The organism is Candidatus Buchananbacteria bacterium CG10_big_fil_rev_8_21_14_0_10_42_9 (assembly GCA_002773845.1).
Classification (GTDB): Bacteria; Patescibacteriota; Patescibacteriia; order Buchananbacterales; family 21-14-0-10-42-9; genus 21-14-0-10-42-9.
This window is the reverse complement of the sequence record PEZZ01000030.1, coordinates 1-16,168: the sequence shown is the minus strand read 5'-3', so window position 1 is coordinate 16,168 and position 16,168 is coordinate 1. Positions and strand designations below refer to the sequence as shown.

Genomic DNA, 16,168 nt, shown 5'->3' with positions numbered 1-16,168 from the left:
CAATTAAAAGGGCACGCGAGCTGGGTTCAGAACGTCGTGAGACAGTTCGGTCTCCTATCCGCTACGGGCGTGGAAATTTGAGAAGTCCCTTCTCTAGTACGAGAGGACCGAGAAGGACGAACCTCTAGTGTACCAGTTGTTCTCCCAAGGGCATGGCTGGGTAGCTACGTTCGGTTTGGATAAGCGCTGAAAGCATCTAAGCGCGAAGCCGTCTTCAAGATTAGATTTCATTATGAGACCCCCGGGAGACGACCGGGTTGATAGGCTCTAGGTGTACGCCCAGTAATGGGTTTAGCCAAGGAGTACTAATTGGTCCATCATATAATCATAAGAATTGTGCTGCTTATTAATTAACAGTTCACAATTAACAATTGACAGTTAACAATTAAAAGTTAACTGTGGTTACAAGTTAATTGTAAATTGTTAAAAGTTGGTATACGTATACGTTAGCAAGTGGCTAATAGCAAATTGCAAATGGTATTTTAAAAACTATTTGCCATAAGCTATTGGCTATTTGCCAAAATGGGGTTCAACACCCTGGTGATTGTTGCGAAGCGGAAACACCTGTTCCCATCCCGAACACAGTAGTTAAGCGCTTCAGCGCCGATGATACTCCCTGTGGGGAAAGTAGGTCATCGCCAGGGTCTTGCACCTCATTTTTTATTTAAAAAATTATTGTTATACTAATTGAGATGCAAAAAGTTTATCATGAAGTGCTGAAATTCATTACCGTCGAAGGCCAACGCATTGTTCGGCATGGCGGAAGCATTAAAGACGTGGGAGTGACTAAAGAATTTTTAACCCAGGAAGATGTACGCATTGAACGCGGTTTGAAAAAAATTATTAAATCTCATGATCCCAGGCATGAGTTTTATGCCGAAGAAGAAAACGGCACTTTCAATCACGTAAATGATTATTGGGTGGCTGACCCAATAAGCGGTACGCGTCTTTTTATCCGTGGTTTACACCATTATGCTATAGCGGTAGCTCATATTAGCCAAGGCAAGGTGCAATTTTCGGCTATTTATGACCCGTCGGTTGATGAACTTTTTACAGCATTCCGCGGCCGCGGTGCTTTTTTGAATAAAAAGCGAATTCATATTTCCAAAGCTCGCAAGTCTAAAGACACAAGCGTAATATATCATTTATCATGGCATTGGCCGGATTTTGCATCAGGGCGCAAAATGTTTGAAGAATTATCTAAGTTCAGATTATTTCGAAATGCAAATTCTATTGCAGTCAATTATTGTCATGTTGCTTGCGGCAGGTATGAGGGGGTTGTGGCCTTGTCCAAGGATGCATTTCCTGAGTTTGCGGCGAGTTTAATTGTTCAGGAGGCTGGCGGCGTGTTTGTTAATAAAAATGGACAACCAACAATCAATTATAGTGATCGAGTTTTCATGGGCGGCAATAGAGCCATTGTGAATGAATTAAGCAAGATAGTTAAAAAAGTAAATTTATGATGGCAAAGCTTGATTTTATTGGTAATTTCGGGTATGATTGGTATTACTTTTTGAATATTTATGCCAAAATCAGAAGACAGAAATTTAGCATTGGAGCTAGTCCGCGTGACAGAGGTGTCGGCTTTGGCGGCTTCGGAGTGGATCGGCAAAGGCGATAAAATTGCTGCTGATAGGGTTGCCGTGGACAAGATGCGCGAACGTTTGATGGCGATTGATTTTAAAGGTGAAATTGTAGCTGGTGAAGGGCGCAAAGACAAAGCTCCACAACTTTATGAAGGCGAATTGGTGGGGAATGGCAAAGAGCCAGAAATTGATTTAGTGGTTGACCCGCTAGAATGCACTGATTCGGTCGCCTGGGGCCGAATGAATGCAATGGCTGTTATTGCTGCTGGGGCTAAGGGATCACTGATGCGCATGCCGGATATGTATATGCGAAAAATTGCAGTCGGACCACAAGCTAAAGGTAAAATCGATTTGGATGCATCGGTTAAAGATAATTTAAAAAAAATTGCTAAAGCTTTAGATAAACACATTGAGGAATTAATGGTAGTGGTATTGGATCGTCCCCGGCATCAAGATTTAATAAAAGAGATAAGGCATGCCGGCGCGCGCGTTATTTTAATAACCGATGGCGATGTGGCAGCTGCAATTGCCACGGCAATTCCAGAATCTGGCATTGATGTATTGATGGGGGTGGGCGCTTCAGCCGAGGGCGTGCAAGCTGCTACGGCGCTGCAGTGTTTAGGCGGAGAAATTCAAGGGCGGTTGCAGCCAAAAAATGACGAGGAAATTGAGCTATGCAAACAAAGTGGGATTAAAAAAATTGATAAGAAATTATTTAACTCTGATTTTGCCAAGGGTGATCAATTATTGTTTGTCGCTACGGGCGTGATTGACGGACCATTACTTAAAGGGATTAGAATAACTAAAGATCAAGCGATCAGCCATTCGGTGGTGATGCGTAAATTTACCGGGACAGTCCGGTTTATTGAAGCTCATCATAAGCTAGGCTATGAACCAATTAAATTATAAATATGAGCATTGATATTCAAAAACTTTTAGGCGGCGAGGCAAAAGACTTGTTAAGTTATAAGGCTAAGGTGGGTATGGATTTATTGGAATTACCCGGACCGGATTTTATGGATCGGGTTTTTTCAATTTCTAACCGATCGCGAGCGGTCATTAAAAATATGGAGAAATTTAGAAACACGGGGCGCTTGGCGGGGAGCGGTTATGTTTCTATTTTGCCGGTCGATCAAGGCGTCGAACACACCGCCGGAGCTTCATTTGCTCCAAACCCGATTTATTTTGACCCGGATAATATTTGTAAATTAGCGGTTGAAGCGGGATGTAACGCAGTCGCGACCACGGTTGGAGTATTGTCGATGGTGTCAAAAAAGTATGCCGGCAAGGTGCCATTTTTAGCTAAGATCAACCACAATGAAATTTTGACTTACCCGCAAACCTATGATCAAATTTTATTTGCCTCGGTTCAACAAGCCTACGATTTAGGCGCGGTTGCCATTGGGGCCACAATTTATTTTGGCTCTCAAGAGTCAGACCGACAAATCCAAGAGATCGCCCAAGCTTTCGAACTAGCGCATCAAAAAGGCATGTTTACGGTGGCTTGGTGCTATTTACGCAATAGCGAATTTAAAAAGGGTGGCAAAGATTATCACACTTCAGCCGACATGACAGGCCAGGCGAATCATTTGGCCGCATCAATTGGCGCGGACATTGTGAAACAGAAATTTCCTGAGGTCAATGGCGGATTTGAAGCCTTGAAGTTTGGCAAGACTCATGCAAAAATGTATACCGATTTATCATCTGATAACCCGATTGATTTAGTGCGCTATCAAGTTTTAAATGGTTATGCCGGGCGTGTTGGTTTAATTAATAGCGGTGGCGAGTCAAAGGGTGCTGGTGACTTAGAGGAAGTTGTGCGAACGGCAGTAATTAACAAGCGCGCTGGCGGGACGGGAATGATTACCGGCCGTAAGGCTTTCAAGAAATCTATGGATGAGGGGATTGAACTTTTGCACGCAGTTCAAGATGTTTATTTATCTAACGAAGTAACAATCGCTTAGTTTTCTATCCCTTCGCAAGGAGGGAGGGTCAATAAGACGATATTAGTAATTATGGCAAATCGTAAATTACGAGTCGCGATTAACGGCCTGGGCCGAATGGGGCGTATTTTTTTGCGTCAAAATTGGGATAATCCAAACTTAGAAATAGTCGGTGTGCAAAGCCGTTCAGGGCCCGATGATTACGCACCGTTAATTAAACATGACTCAGCATACAATGATTGGGATAAGCACATTTCTTTGGCCAAAAACGGAATTAGAATTGGCAAACAAATGCTGCGGTTTTACGAAAGCGAGCACGTTAGCCGAACGCTTTGGAAAGAGTTGAGAGTTGATTTAGTTTTAGAATCAACCGGAGTCTATGCCCACAAAAAAGATTCCATCCGTCATATTCGCGGCGGGGCTAAACGAGTTTTAATTACTGCCCCCGCCAAAGAAGAGGATCAAACTTTTGTGTATGGAGTTAATCACGAAACTTTTGATGCCAAAAAACATATTGTTATTTCTTCGGCCTCATGCACTTCAACTTGTTTAGCTACAACTATGCAGGTGGCAAAACAGTTTGATGTGGCAAGGGGTTATTTAACCACCGTTCATGCCTACACTAATGACCAACATTTAGTTGATTCACCACACAAAAAAGATCCCCGGCGGGCCCGTGCTGCCGCCCGGTCAATTATACCGACAACGACCGGCGCGACTCGCACGCTAGAGAAATTATTGCCAGAATTTGAGGGTAAGTTTTCTGGCTTAGCTTACCGGGTGCCGGTTAATACTGTGTCGTTACTTAATTTATCGTTAGAACTTAGAAAACCGACTTCTAAAGAAAAAGTTAATGCCGCGTTTGAAAGGGCGGTTAAGGGGAAAATGAAAGGCGTGCTAGATATTTCTTACGAGCCATTGGTGTCAGTCGATTATGAAGGTAGCCCCTACGCCGCGACTATTGATGGATTAATGACAGAAGTCGTAGACGGAAAGCTTTTAAACTTAGTTGTATGGTATGACAATGAGTGGGGTTATATCGCCCAAATCAGTAAATTCATAAATTACATCTCCAAGCGCGTTTAGCTATGCTTCAGTTTGTTATTTTGGCGGCCGGTGAGGGGAAGCGGATGAATCACTCCTTGCCAAAAGTTTTGGTGCCTATTCATGGCCGGCCAATGATCGAATATTTATTAGGCGCGATTAAAGAATCAAAAGTTAGCGATCGCGTTGCCATAGTCGTTGGTAAAGGCAAAGATCAGGTTCAGGCTGCGTTAGGTAATAACTACCGCTACATCCATCAAGCCGAACAACTTGGTACCGGGCATGCAGTTAAAGTGGCCTTGGATGAAAGCGATGTGGCACAGGCTGATGATATTATTGTCCTCTACGGAGACCATGCTTTTTTAAAGTCTGGTTCAATTGCTAAATTAGCTAAAGAGCATAAAATTTCTGGCAATGCCATTACTTTAATGACAGCTACGGTGGAAGATTTTAATGATTGGCGAGAAACATTTGTTGATTTTGGCCGCATTATTAGGGACCCTGAAAATACTGACAAAATTACTGGCATTGTAGAACGCCGCGATGCCACCGAAGAACAAAAAAAAATCAAAGAAGTAAACCCTGGTTATTATTGTTTTAATCGTGAATGGTTGCAAGATCATATTATGCAGTTAAATAATGCCAACGCCCAAGGCGAGTACTATTTAACTGATTTATTGCAAGTAGCTATGGCCGAAGGCGCAAAGGTTGGGTCAATTTCCATTGAGCCGATTGAGGCTTTAGGTGTTAATTCTCAAGGTCAGCTTAAGTTGGTTGAAAAATTAGCCACGTAATGGAAATTATCGCTGATTTACATGTTCACTCTCCATACGCCCGGGCGTGCTCGCCGCAACTAACGCTTGATAATTTAAACTTGTGGGCTAAGCGCAAAGGCATTCAAGTCTTGGGCATTCCGGACTGGACGCATCCAAAATGGCTAGCCAGCGTGAAGGCACAAATCAAAGATCAGGGCAATGGTTTGTATAAATTAAAAAATGACCCGAAGTCGGTTCATTTTTTATTTGCGACTGAAGTTGCCTGCATCTTTTCTCAAGGTGGCAAAGTGCGCCGCCTACATATTTTAATTTGGGCGCCTAATTTAGAAATTGTTGAAAAAATAAATTCAGTATTGGCTAGGCGCGGGGCGAAACTTGCATCAGATGGCCGACCGATTTTAGGCATGTCAGCTAAGGATTTATTAACTTTAATTTTAGAAGCATCACCTGATTGTATCATGATCCCAGCCCACGCCTGGACGCCATGGTTTGGGGTATTGGGCTCAAAGTCCGGTTTTGATTCAATCGCTGAGTGCTATGAAGATTTAACCGATCACATCTTTGCCATTGAAACTGGCTTGTCTTCAGACCCACCGATGAATTGGTCAGTCAAAGAGTTGGATAAGCTCACATTAATTTCAAATTCTGATGCCCATTCTCCGGAAAATTTGGGACGGGAAGCGAACGTATTTAGCTTTAGTGAACAAGAGTTAAGTTATAAGGCGATTATTGAAGCAATTAAAAACAAGGATAAGAAAAAATTTTTGTACACGCTGGAATTTTTTCCTGAAGAAGGCATGTATCATTTAGACGGACATCGCAATTGCCATATTTCGATGGAGCCACAAGAAACTAAACGACAAAAAAATGTTTGCCCTAAATGTAAACGGCCTCTGACAGTTGGAGTAATGCACCGAGTTGATGATTTAGCGAGCCGTGAAAAAATAAAAGAAAATAATTTTATTCCATACAAAAGCGTTGTGCCGTTAAAAGAAATTATTGCCGAGGTAGTTAATAAAAATAAGAAAACTAAAACTGTGGATAACTTGTATATGAATATTATTGAAAAAGGTGAAAACGAGTTTAATGTTTTGTTAAATATTCCTGAAAATAAGTTAAAAAAAATTGCCGGGGAAATAATTACACGGGGAATTATGAACGTGCGTAATAAAAAGGTAAATTTAACTGCTGGTTATGATGGGACTTATGGGCACGTGGCTACATTAAGCGACAAAGAAAGAAAAGAACTATTAAAAAAACCAGAGCAATCAAGTTGGCTTTAGTTGTTTTAGGATTGCGAATTTAATTATGATATAAAACAGTTAAATTTTCTCAAGCAAAAAACCCCGAAATTTCGGGGTTTTTTGTTTATTTTTTACGTCGTCGCTTAGCTGGCTTTCGTTTAGCTGGCTTTCGTTTAGCCGCTTTTCTCTTAGTAGTTTTTCGTTTAGCTGGCTTTCGTTTAGCCGCTTTTCTCTTAGTAGTTTTTCGTTTAGCTGGCTTTCGTTTAGCCGCTGTTTTACGTCGGGCAGTCTTTCTCTTTTTGGGAGCAGCTTTTTTAGCTGTTCGTCTTCGTTTGCGTGCTGGCATGGTGCAACACCTCCTTTCGTTAAAATGTGTTTAATGTACAATTAAATTTGCGTGTATATAATTATACATAAAAAATATTAAACAAACAATAGTTTGTTTTTATTTCTTGCACATAATTATCCACTCAAAGTTATGTTTAGTTTTAAAATAATCTAGTCTTTCTATTATTTTCTTGCTTAATTGTTTAAGAAAAATCTTTTGTAATTTTACATATAAATTTGGGTGATTAATAATTGAAATTATTTTTGTTATAGTCAAATGATTATATTCCAATTCTTGGTGTAAAGAATCGATAGTCCATAAAGCGTCAAAAAATCCTTGTGCTTCCGGCCTAAAGGCAACGGTAAATTTTTCAAAATAATAATTGCGTTGCATGTTTTTATTTAAAGCATCAAATATTAAAACACCTTCAGGCTTTAAAACGCGATTTATTTCAGCCAATAATTTATTTCTATCAGTTTGCCTAAAGTGTCGAATAAAGCGAAACGAAATCACGGCATCAAAGTGATTGTTTGGAAAGGGTAAATTAAAGGCATCAACTTTTTTTAACTTCCATTTTTTGTGATCTAAGCGGCGGCTGGCCTCAGCTAGCATCGCGCCGCTTATGTCAGCGGCAACGCCGCGATTGACGTGCTTTAAATCTTGAGTGATCCTTCCGGGCCCGCAGGCTAAATTTAAGACTAGATTCGGCTCTTGTTGTTTTAAAAAATTATTTATTGTTTTTATTTGGACATCATGTTCGGCTTGCCAAACGGGATCAGTAAAACGTTTTTTAATGTACTTTTTTGCGACGGCGGTTTTTTGGTATCTCTTTTTTAGATGTTTTTGTTCTTGGCTCATAATTTATTTTTAAAACAAGAAAAAGTAAAAAGTTTAAATAAAAATATATCTTAGATAAAGCATAACATTTTTATCATTTTATTACTTATTTAATGTCGGATATTTTGTCAAAAGTAAATTTAACGATGAGGTGTAATTTAACTTTTACTATTGACAAAATATGGTAAATATAGTAATGATTACGAGTTAAGTGACTATTTTTATGGTGTTAAAAAAGTTCAATAATTTGTATTACAAGCTTTGGAAAGAGCTTGAAAATGAAGGCCTTTTAACCAAGGATGAGTTTAAGGGTGTTTTGAAGCAAGCTCGCAATGAGCGAAAATATGTTACTCATTTACTTTTGGAAAATGTTAATTATCCGGATGATGTTTTGCTTAAAGTTTATGAACGTGTTTTTGAAGCCCCGAAGGTAAACCTGCATAAGCGTCAAATTTCCCCTCAAATTTTGAATTTGATACCCAAGGAGGTGGCAGAAATGTATTCAGTCGTTTTATTTAAAAAAGATCGTAATATAATTAATGTCGCTACTACTGCTCCTGAAAATCAACAAACAATCGACTTTATTAAAAAGAAAACTGGTTTGGAGCCGTTTGTTTTTGTGACTACGCCTAAAGATATTCAAATAGCCCTACGTCGTTACAAAAATAAATTGGCAGATGAATTTGAACAAATCATTAAATCCAGCATGAAGGAGGCGATGGACGTTGATGACACCGAAGAGAATATGGCTAATTTCGTGCCGGTAATAAAGATGGTAGATTCAATTTTAGATCGAGGTCTTTTAAATAAAGCATCTGACGTTCACATTGAACCGAATGGCAGAAAAGTGACAGTGAGATTTAGGGTTGATGGAATGTTGCAAAAAGTAGTTGAGTTGCCAAAGCAATTACATCCCGCTATTTTAGCTCGAATCAAGTTGATTGCCAAATTAAAAATTGATGAGCATAAAAAACCTCAAGACGGACGATTTAATTACAGATATGAGGATCGTGATGTGGCGATGCGGGTATCAGTGATGCCAACTATGTACGGCAGTAAAATAGTTTTAAGAATATTAGATACTACCGAAAAGGATTTTAGCTTGACAAAGCTGGGGTTGAATAAAAGGGATTATACATTTATTAAGAGTGAGGCTAATAAAACACAGGGCATGTTGTTAGTTACTGGACCTACTGGTTCTGGTAAAACGACAACCTTATACACTATTTTAAGATTATTGAACAAAGAAGATGTAAATATTTGCACCATTGAAGACCCAATTGAATATGGATTGGATGGCATTAACCAATCTCAAATTAATCCAAATGGCGGAGTGACTTTTGCTTCAGGATTAAGATCATTATTGCGGCAAGATCCTAATATTTTGATGGTTGGAGAAATTAGAGACCAAGAGACGGGTGAGATTTCAGTTAATTCAGCCATGACTGGCCATTTAGTTTTATCAACGCTGCATACCAATAGCGCTTTTTTAGCGCCCCAACGATTAATTGAAATGGGCGTTCAGCCTTACTTAGTGGCTTCTGTGGTTGATACTATTATTGGCCAACGCTTGGTTAGAAAAATCTGTAGCAGTTGTCGATCCTACGTTAGAACAGACAGTAAAGCCTTTGAAAGATATCAACGATATTTTGATTTACAAAAAATCTTTTTAAAGCTGCAAAAGCTTGGCTATATTAACGCCGATGAAAAATTTGAAAATATAAAGTTTGGAAAAGGGCGAGGCTGTAATAAGTGCAACAAGTCTGGCTACCGAGGGCGGATTGGAATATATGAGATGTTAAGAAATGATGACCACATACATAAGATGATTTTAGCTAATGCGTCGGCCGATGATATTAGAAGTTATGCTGTTGAACAAGGCGCTCTAACCATGCAAGAAGACGGTTTATTAAAGGTTTTTGAAGGCAAAACAACCCTGGATGAAGTAATTAGGGTGACCTACCAATAATTATGGCTCAATTTTCCTATACGGCTGTCGACCAAGCTAATTCGACTGTCCGCGGTCATATTCAGGCACGCAGCCCAAAGCGAGCCAGTGCTACCTTAGAACAGGAAGGATTTTTAGTAGTTAATCTTAAAAAGGAACGTAACGTTAAATTTGAAAAAATTAATCATAGCATTAACCGCGTAACCCGCTTAGACAAAATTTTTTTTACTCGCCACCTTTATACTTTGTTGGAATCCGGCATCGCTTTAGATGAAGCCGTAAAAATTACAGCTGAACAAACTGATAACTACAAATTTAAGGATATTTTATTAGACATACATAAAAATGTCCGCTCGGGCCAGACTTTGAATATTGCGCTACGCAACCACGAAAGGTATTTCTCTCCTTTTTTTATAAACTTAGTTATGGTGGGGGAGCAAAGCGGTAAATTAGATGAAGTATTATTGCATTTGTTGGAACAGCAAGAAAAAGATTATGAACTGATAACCAAAGTGCGGGGGGCGATGATTTATCCGTCGGTAATAATCGCAGCGGCTCTTGCTATTGTCGGATTAATGTTAACCTTTGTAGTACCAAAAATCGCTGAAATTTTAACTGACTATAGCGTGGAACTTCCATTGGCGACACGTTTTCTTATTGGGTTAAGTGAATTTTTAACAAATTATGGAATTGTGGCGGTGCCTTTGTTTTTGTTGCTTGCGTTTGGGTCTTTTAAGGTTTGGATATCAAAGCCACGCGGTAGAATGCAGTGGGATTTAGTTAAGCTGAAATTGCCAGTGTTGAAAAAAATTGTGACGGAATTTAACTTAGCGAGGATTAGTCGAGCTATGGGTTCGTTGCTTAAAAGTGGAGTATCAGTTGATCAGGCTATTTTGATGACCGCTTCAGTCACTTACAATACTCATTACAAACAATCCTTAGAGGCTTCGGTTGACCTGGTTCGCAAAGGCATTCCGCTGACAGAAATTTTATCCGGTTATCCAAAATTGTATCCACCTATTTTGATCCGCATGTTAGAGGTGGGAGAAAAAACTGGCAAGGTGGATAGAATGTACGAAAAGCTTGCTATTTTTTACGAGACGTCAGTCACTAACACCTTGAATAATTTATCAGTAGTCATTGAGCCGCTGCTTTTGCTATTTATTGGGGGAGTCGTAGGATTCATTGCGGTGGCAGTCTTGACCCCGATTTGGAAATTTGTGGAAACAATCTAATGAAATTATCAGATAAGCCTAAAGGTTTTACAGCTATTGAGTTACTTTTAGCCCTGGGTGTTTTGATAATTGTTTTTGTTATTGGCATCCCAGCTTTTCATTCTTTGAACAGCAGTTTAGCCTTAAAAGATGATGCTTATAAGTTAGTGAACAGTTTACGCATGACCCAAAATAAAGCTATTGTGGGAGAAGCTTTTTCAGATCACGGAATTTATTTACATAGTGATGATTTTGTAATTTTTTCGGTCGATGAAGATGAGACCTATACTTATGGCACAACTCATGATTTAACCGATGGAGTTTCTTTATCTAGCAGTGATGGCCCGGAAGTTAGGTTTGTTAGGAAAAACGGAACAGCCACAAATAATACTATTATTTTAACAGATGGTGGCGGCAACACTATGACTATCCAAGTTGACGCTAGTGGCAAAGTAAGTCTTTTATAAATGAAATTGCGTGACGAGGGCTTTGGTTTAATTGAGGTAATCATTGCGATTGCCTTGGTTGGTTTTATGGTGGTAGTGGTTGGCAGGGTGCTAAGTTCAAATTTGCGCTTGGCGCATACTAGCTTAAATAACACCAAGGCCGCCGCTTTCGCCCAGGAATCAATGGAGATTATGGTAGCCATGCAAAACGATTTTTTTGCTTGTGTTTGTGGGGTTGATGATTCTTGCGGTGATGGACAATGTACTCGCGATGGGCAGACTTGTGAGCCAGTAGGAGCTTACAATAGCTGTTGGACTACTTACCCTTTAAGTTATAGCGGCACTGAATATCATTTAGAGTTTAACGGCACGACTTGGGTATTGCAACAAAATTTAGCCGCGGTACCACAAGACAATCGTTTTAGCCGGGTGATAACAATAGAAAATGTGTGCCGCACCAAGCAGTTTGGTGAAATTGAAGATAGTGGGTGTGCTTATAGCGATGATAGCTCAAAAAATATAAGTGTGACAGTGACGTGGCAAGAGCGCGGCGCAACGCAAGCCTTTAGTATTTCAAATATTTTTACGGCGTGGCCGAATATAATATGATAGAGGATTTGCGCCCAAGGGAGGGGTTTACTTTAATTGAGATGTTAATTTATGTTGCTTTAATTGCAGCCAGTGCTGTTATTTTTACTTCTTTCGTAGTGGATGTAATAGATAATTCTGCGCGTATAATTACGGTTAAAGAGGTTCATCAAAATAGCCGTTTAATACTTGCGCGCTTGAGCCAAGAAATAAAAACCGCTAAAGATTTTTCAGGTACTTTTCCGGGCGAGTCAATTCAATTAACTCGAACCGATGATACCGTCATCACTTTAGCCTACGACAATTTAACTAATGCTGTAACTTTAGACGGAGCGCCGATTTCAAGCGATGAAGTACGTGTTACAGCCTTGACTTTTGATAACAACGTGAGCAATGTGATAGAAATTGATTTAACCGTTGAGCAAGGTAATCCGAACGCTAATGTTGAAAGAAACTATTTGATTGATTTATCAACTGCCGCAACCGTTAGGCGAGGTATATATTAAATATGTGGACTCAATTAACAAAAAACAAACAAGGCGTCATAGCAATATTAACACTTGCCGGGGTGTCGGCTTTTGCTTTGTCGGTAATGTTAACCTTGTCAATTTTGGCCATTGGAGAGTTACGCCTGTCTAATCAAGGAGGAGCTTTTGAAGAAACTTTTTATGCCGCTGAAGCCGGTTTAAACGATGCCTTGTGGCGCATAAATGGCTTTACCGCTGGTACTTATTATATTCCTTATGAAGATACTAATATCTTAGTCAACATTGGGATTGATCCTGATAATTCATTTCAAAGAATAGTTAGCTCACACGCCACCGCATCAACCGGAGAACAAAGAGAAGTCCAAGTTATTGCCAATACATCGTCTTTTGGGTCTGGCTTTGACTATGCCATTCAAGGCGGTGCTGGCGGGATAGTAATGGATAATAATAGTAAGATTTTTGGCGACGTGTATTCAAACGGAGATATTAGGGGCAGCAATAACAGTGAAATTGTTGGTAATGTTTGGAATTATTATGGTCCAAGCAACGAGAATAGAGTTAGCAATATCGGACATGCCCCTCAAGAGGGCATAGTCGGGGATGTCCACGCTTTTAACATTATTAACTCACACGTGCTAGGTGATGCCTATATAGACAGTACTCAAACCATTGATCCAGATACTGTAGTTGGAGGCAGTGTTTTGGTTGGAACTGACCCAGGGTTTAAAGATTTTCCTATCATTCAAACCGACATAGATACATGGCGTGATGAAATAACAGACGTGGTGCTGGGGAATTGCGACGATGAAGATTTAGATGGTGATTTTGATTGGTATTGTGTTCCAATTGGCGATACTTTAGGAGCCCAAAAAATTGGTCCGAGTGGCGACGGGAGCTCGGTTGGATTAAAAATGCCAGTGAACGGTGATTTAACATTGGCTGGGAATGTATATGTGTCTGGCGATATAGTATTAATTAATAATGGCACACTACGCATTCATGAATCTGTGCCGCCGGGAGCGGCATTAGTTTTTATAGCCGAAGGAATAATTAATGTTGAAAATAATCTTAACATTCAGTCGTCTTGTACAGACCCACTACCTCAATGTTACGATGAGATTGATAATGACGGCGATGGTTTGGAGGATTTCCCTGAAGACCCTGAGTGTCAAACTTCTTTTGATAACAGCGAAAGCGATCCTAATGGAAATTTAGAGTGTGATCCCAGTTTTGTTATTATGATTTCAACAAGCACTAGCGATGATCTTGATGAGCCGGCAGTGTACGCCAGCAATAACTCTACTTCTATTGTTTTTGCCGCCATATATGGCCGTTTAAAAGTAAAAAATAATGGTTTTTTAAACGCCGCAGCGGCGCTGACTTTGCATCTTGAGGAAAGAAGCGAGGTTACTTACAACCCACTACTGTCGGCATTTACTATTCCAAGCGGCGGCGGCGAGGCAGTCGGCACTTCATTAGGAACTTGGGTGGAGTTATAATGTAAAGTTGCCTTGACGTTGAGTATTGATTTTGGTATGATTAATGGACTATGCCACAGTCAGTTTCCAATAAAGTCCAAAGCCTAAGAACGAAATTAAATGTTACTCAAGAAGAACTAGCCTCAGCAGTTGGCGTGACGCGCCAAACTATTATTGCTTTGGAAAAAGGAAATTATATACCTTCAGTTTTGTTGGCGTTGAAACTTGCTAAATTTTTTAATAAGTCAGTTGAAGATCTATTTATTTATGAAAAATAAATACTTACCAGAGGTAATTTTGGGCGGAATTTTAATTCTTTTGCTCACACTTTTTCTTAATCCCTTTAAACTATATATGGCTGATATGTACTTAATGATGATAGCCGCTGGCCTGATTGTAGCTTTTGCTATTTTTGCTGGATTTATTTGGAAAGAAAAGGGGCGAGACGAGAGAGAAACATGGCACATTATGCTTTCTGGGAGAATGGCATTTTTAGCCGGCGCTTTAGTTTTGGTGGTAGCTATATTAGTGGAAAGTTTTAAGCATCAGGCTCCAGATCCGTGGCTGGTTGCGGCTTTGGGCGTGATGGTTTTAGCTAAAATAATAGGTCGAATTTATAATCAAATTAATAATTAACAAATATCTATGAACGACACACAAATGCAGCCAGAATCTATGCCTTCAAAATCGGGCAAAAAGACCGGGTTGATTGTAGTTATCGTTTTGATTTTGATAGCTATAGGTGCTGGGGCATATTATTACTCAAGTCAAAGCACGGCTCCAGAAGATGCCATGATGGAAGGCGATAAAATGGAGGGTGACGCCATGATGGAGGGAGAGCCGGTTATAAATTAGTTGCAGATTTTATTGTAAAATATTAAAAAGGGGTTTTAACCCCTTTTTAATATTTTGCTAAATTGTATTGAATATGTTTTTTTAGTTAAAACAATTAAGTTGTTAAATATATGGCAAGAGAACATACACCTGCTGAAGAAATGCAGGCTTTAGCTAACAAGGAAAGGCACGCTGAAGGCCGTAGAGATGCTGAGTTTTATGGGGTGTTTTTAGATTCTGTAGCTGATCAAGTTCGCGAACATTTTAAGCAGACGCAGGAGGAAAGTGCGGATTTAAAATTGCGTGATGTAGGCATAAATGAAGAGAGGTTTAAATTAATATTGCAAAGAGCACATGAAAAAGCTATTCAGGACACAAATCATCGCCCTAAAATATTAGCGAGTTAAAAATGACACTAGATGTTTATGATATGACGGTACAAGAGTTTATGGAAAGCCTGGAACAAGAAAAAGGCTCTTTAATAAAATAGGTTTTTCAAAAAAGAGGCTAGCTTGGCCTCTTTTTTGGTTGGGCTATTTTAACGAGCCCAAATAGCGGTGTAGTCAGTGTCTCCAGGTGCACTGGAATCACCAGGGGATCCAGCGCCATCGCCATTGGTGGCGTGTAGCGGAATCGGAACATGAGCCGCACCGCCATGAGGCGGAATGGTGTAGTTCCCGTCGCCTAATGCACCGGCTTGAGGATTATGTTCACCAACTGCTTCAGCAGTAATTACCGGGCAAACAAAGCCGTCGGTTTTTTCCGGTACTTGCGCAAAAACAAATGCGGGAAGGGCTAAAACGCTCAGGCTTGCAATAACTAATGCTTTTTTCATAACATTTGCAAGTTAATATTATTAGATATATGAGTACTCATTTCGACCTAACAGTATTATAATGTTTTAAAAATCAATGTCAAGTTAACTTTACATTAAATTGTGAGGTAAATTACTAAAAAATAAAAAACCCGCACACGGCGGGTTGCAATGGTGGTGAAATACTAACCTTTGCGCGAACCTTTTTCCAATCGCGAAGCGATTGACTTTCCGCCAGAGGCGGACAGGCGCACGCGCCGCGTGCGAGGTGGCTCGAAACTGAATCGTACGCTCGGATTGCGTGGTGATTCTCTCTGCGCGCCTCGGACTCGCTCCCGCTGGTCGCGCGCGGCAAACCCAAAAATTTTCCTTTCATTTTTTTGCCTGCCCCGTAGTGAGCTTTGCTCTACTACTGGGGTGCGGCTCCCCCCAGACCCCCCGCCGCAAGGCGGAAAGAGGAGAAGGAAATTTTTGGTTTGCTCAGCCGGTGTAAATTGCCACTTGCAAAATTATTGACATTGGTATACATTAGATATATACTTAACGATATTGTTAAGTATGATTAAAAGCGATGTCAAAAAGCTAGACAGTGCATTAACA

General features: G+C 40.1%; 19 protein-coding genes, 2 rRNA genes and 1 pseudogene (1 of these 22 cut by a window edge). 18 read left to right on the top strand and 4 right to left on the bottom strand.

The window, feature by feature from the left end:
- The 8 genes from COT81_03920 to COT81_03885 form a co-directional block, all read left to right on the top strand.
- A 23S ribosomal RNA gene (locus COT81_03920) occupies positions 1–328 on the top strand; its annotated part reaches 1,658 nt to the left of the window's first position; the annotation flags it as partial.
- A 208-nt stretch (positions 329–536) separates the two neighbouring features.
- Positions 537–644 (top strand): 5S ribosomal RNA (gene rrf / locus COT81_03915).
- A 48-nt stretch (positions 645–692) separates the two neighbouring features.
- Positions 693–1,463 carry a hypothetical protein gene (locus tag COT81_03910; protein ID PIS04936.1) on the top strand — a complete coding sequence of 257 codons (771 nt, stop codon included), beginning with the start codon at positions 693–695 and terminating at the stop codon, positions 1,461–1,463.
- A 60-nt stretch (positions 1,464–1,523) separates the two neighbouring features.
- Positions 1,524–2,495 carry a fructose-bisphosphatase class II gene (glpX, locus tag COT81_03905; GenBank protein PIS04935.1) on the top strand — a complete coding sequence of 324 codons (972 nt, stop codon included), beginning with the start codon at positions 1,524–1,526 and terminating at the stop codon, positions 2,493–2,495.
- Positions 2,496–2,497: 2 nt separating this feature from the next.
- Positions 2,498–3,550, top strand: coding sequence for a fructose-bisphosphate aldolase (locus COT81_03900; GenBank protein PIS04934.1), 1,053 nt, complete (start codon positions 2,498–2,500; stop codon positions 3,548–3,550).
- 51 nt (positions 3,551–3,601) lie between these two features.
- On the top strand, positions 3,602–4,615 hold the full coding sequence (locus COT81_03895) for a type I glyceraldehyde-3-phosphate dehydrogenase (GenBank protein PIS04933.1): 1,014 nt from the start codon (positions 3,602–3,604) through the stop codon (positions 4,613–4,615).
- A 2-nt stretch (positions 4,616–4,617) separates the two neighbouring features.
- Positions 4,618–5,367 (top strand): hypothetical protein, encoded by a 750-nt coding sequence (locus tag COT81_03890; GenBank protein PIS04932.1) that lies wholly within the window; start codon positions 4,618–4,620, stop codon positions 5,365–5,367.
- Positions 5,367–6,632 carry a DNA helicase UvrD gene (locus tag COT81_03885; protein ID PIS04931.1) on the top strand — a complete coding sequence of 422 codons (1,266 nt, stop codon included), beginning with the start codon at positions 5,367–5,369 and terminating at the stop codon, positions 6,630–6,632. Before COT81_03890 ends, COT81_03885 begins: the two co-directional genes overlap by 1 nt.
- Before the next feature lie 85 nt (positions 6,633–6,717).
- Here the strand turns inward: COT81_03885 and COT81_03880 are convergent.
- Both COT81_03880 and COT81_03875 read right to left on the bottom strand, forming a co-directional pair.
- Positions 6,718–6,933 (bottom strand): annotated as a pseudogene (locus COT81_03880) (ATPase V).
- Positions 6,934–7,038: 105 nt separating this feature from the next.
- Positions 7,039–7,779 carry a hypothetical protein gene (locus COT81_03875; GenBank protein ID PIS04930.1) on the bottom strand — a complete coding sequence of 247 codons (741 nt, stop codon included), beginning with the start codon at positions 7,777–7,779 and terminating at the stop codon, positions 7,039–7,041.
- A gap of 202 nt (positions 7,780–7,981) precedes the next feature.
- Here COT81_03875 and COT81_03870 point away from each other — a divergent pair, with 202 nt between their 5' ends.
- The 10 genes from COT81_03870 (at position 7,982) to COT81_03825 (ending at position 15,161) form a co-directional block, all read left to right on the top strand.
- On the top strand, positions 7,982–9,727 hold the full coding sequence (locus COT81_03870) for a hypothetical protein (GenBank protein ID PIS04929.1): 1,746 nt from the start codon (positions 7,982–7,984) through the stop codon (positions 9,725–9,727).
- Between the two features lie 2 nt (positions 9,728–9,729).
- Positions 9,730–10,941 (top strand): hypothetical protein, encoded by a 1,212-nt coding sequence (locus tag COT81_03865; GenBank protein ID PIS04928.1) that lies wholly within the window; start codon positions 9,730–9,732, stop codon positions 10,939–10,941.
- Positions 10,941–11,387: a hypothetical protein gene (locus tag COT81_03860; GenBank protein ID PIS04927.1), complete on the top strand. Its 447-nt coding sequence runs from the start codon at positions 10,941–10,943 to the stop codon at positions 11,385–11,387. The genes COT81_03865 and COT81_03860 overlap by 1 nt, the downstream gene beginning before the upstream one ends.
- Positions 11,388–11,975 (top strand): hypothetical protein, encoded by a 588-nt coding sequence (locus COT81_03855; GenBank protein ID PIS04926.1) that lies wholly within the window; start codon positions 11,388–11,390, stop codon positions 11,973–11,975.
- Positions 11,972–12,460 carry a hypothetical protein gene (locus COT81_03850; protein PIS04925.1) on the top strand — a complete coding sequence of 163 codons (489 nt, stop codon included), beginning with the start codon at positions 11,972–11,974 and terminating at the stop codon, positions 12,458–12,460. The genes COT81_03855 and COT81_03850 overlap by 4 nt, the downstream gene beginning before the upstream one ends.
- A gap of 2 nt (positions 12,461–12,462) precedes the next feature.
- The gene (locus COT81_03845; GenBank protein PIS04924.1) at positions 12,463–13,941 is read left to right on the top strand and encodes a hypothetical protein; all 1,479 of its coding nucleotides are present in this window, start codon (positions 12,463–12,465) and stop codon (positions 13,939–13,941) included.
- 50 nt (positions 13,942–13,991) lie between these two features.
- Positions 13,992–14,198 carry a transcriptional regulator gene (locus tag COT81_03840; GenBank protein ID PIS04923.1) on the top strand — a complete coding sequence of 69 codons (207 nt, stop codon included), beginning with the start codon at positions 13,992–13,994 and terminating at the stop codon, positions 14,196–14,198.
- Entirely contained in the window at positions 14,188–14,556 is a 369-nt protein-coding gene (locus COT81_03835) for a hypothetical protein (GenBank protein PIS04922.1), read from the top strand. The genes COT81_03840 and COT81_03835 overlap by 11 nt, the downstream gene beginning before the upstream one ends.
- A gap of 9 nt (positions 14,557–14,565) precedes the next feature.
- Positions 14,566–14,775: a hypothetical protein gene (locus COT81_03830; protein ID PIS04921.1), complete on the top strand. Its 210-nt coding sequence runs from the start codon at positions 14,566–14,568 to the stop codon at positions 14,773–14,775.
- Between the two features lie 110 nt (positions 14,776–14,885).
- Positions 14,886–15,161, top strand: a complete 276-nt coding sequence (locus COT81_03825) for a hypothetical protein (GenBank protein ID PIS04920.1) — start codon at positions 14,886–14,888, stop codon at positions 15,159–15,161.
- 131 nt (positions 15,162–15,292) lie between these two features.
- Here COT81_03825 and COT81_03820 read toward each other — a convergent pair whose 3' ends face one another.
- Positions 15,293–15,589, bottom strand: a complete 297-nt coding sequence (locus tag COT81_03820) for a hypothetical protein (GenBank protein PIS04919.1) — start codon at positions 15,587–15,589, stop codon at positions 15,293–15,295.
- 115 nt (positions 15,590–15,704) lie between these two features.
- Positions 15,705–15,944, bottom strand: a complete 240-nt coding sequence (locus COT81_03815) for a hypothetical protein (protein ID PIS04918.1) — start codon at positions 15,942–15,944, stop codon at positions 15,705–15,707.
- Positions 15,945–16,168 lie beyond the last annotated feature (224 nt).

Coding starts and splice junctions, on each gene's coding strand:
- COT81_03825 (PIS04920.1), top strand. CDS start 14,886: ATGGCAAGAGAACATACACCTGCTGAAGAAATGCAGGCTTTAGCTAAC.
- COT81_03815 (PIS04918.1), bottom strand. CDS start 15,944: ATGAAAGGAAAATTTTTGGGTTTGCCGCGCGCGACCAGCGGGAGCGAG.
- COT81_03840 (PIS04923.1), top strand. CDS start 13,992: ATGCCACAGTCAGTTTCCAATAAAGTCCAAAGCCTAAGAACGAAATTA.
- COT81_03865 (PIS04928.1), top strand. CDS start 9,730: ATGGCTCAATTTTCCTATACGGCTGTCGACCAAGCTAATTCGACTGTC.
- COT81_03875 (PIS04930.1), bottom strand. CDS start 7,779: ATGAGCCAAGAACAAAAACATCTAAAAAAGAGATACCAAAAAACCGCC.
- COT81_03830 (PIS04921.1), top strand. CDS start 14,566: ATGAACGACACACAAATGCAGCCAGAATCTATGCCTTCAAAATCGGGC.
- COT81_03870 (PIS04929.1), top strand. CDS start 7,982: ATGGTGTTAAAAAAGTTCAATAATTTGTATTACAAGCTTTGGAAAGAG.
- COT81_03845 (PIS04924.1), top strand. CDS start 12,463: ATGTGGACTCAATTAACAAAAAACAAACAAGGCGTCATAGCAATATTA.
- COT81_03820 (PIS04919.1), bottom strand. CDS start 15,589: ATGAAAAAAGCATTAGTTATTGCAAGCCTGAGCGTTTTAGCCCTTCCC.
- COT81_03860 (PIS04927.1), top strand. CDS start 10,941: ATGAAATTATCAGATAAGCCTAAAGGTTTTACAGCTATTGAGTTACTT.
- COT81_03895 (PIS04933.1), top strand. CDS start 3,602: ATGGCAAATCGTAAATTACGAGTCGCGATTAACGGCCTGGGCCGAATG.
- glpX (PIS04935.1), top strand. CDS start 1,524: ATGCCAAAATCAGAAGACAGAAATTTAGCATTGGAGCTAGTCCGCGTG.
- COT81_03900 (PIS04934.1), top strand. CDS start 2,498: ATGAGCATTGATATTCAAAAACTTTTAGGCGGCGAGGCAAAAGACTTG.
- COT81_03885 (PIS04931.1), top strand. CDS start 5,367: ATGGAAATTATCGCTGATTTACATGTTCACTCTCCATACGCCCGGGCG.
- COT81_03910 (PIS04936.1), top strand. CDS start 693: ATGCAAAAAGTTTATCATGAAGTGCTGAAATTCATTACCGTCGAAGGC.
- COT81_03850 (PIS04925.1), top strand. CDS start 11,972: ATGATAGAGGATTTGCGCCCAAGGGAGGGGTTTACTTTAATTGAGATG.
- COT81_03855 (PIS04926.1), top strand. CDS start 11,388: ATGAAATTGCGTGACGAGGGCTTTGGTTTAATTGAGGTAATCATTGCG.
- COT81_03890 (PIS04932.1), top strand. CDS start 4,618: ATGCTTCAGTTTGTTATTTTGGCGGCCGGTGAGGGGAAGCGGATGAAT.
- COT81_03835 (PIS04922.1), top strand. CDS start 14,188: ATGAAAAATAAATACTTACCAGAGGTAATTTTGGGCGGAATTTTAATT.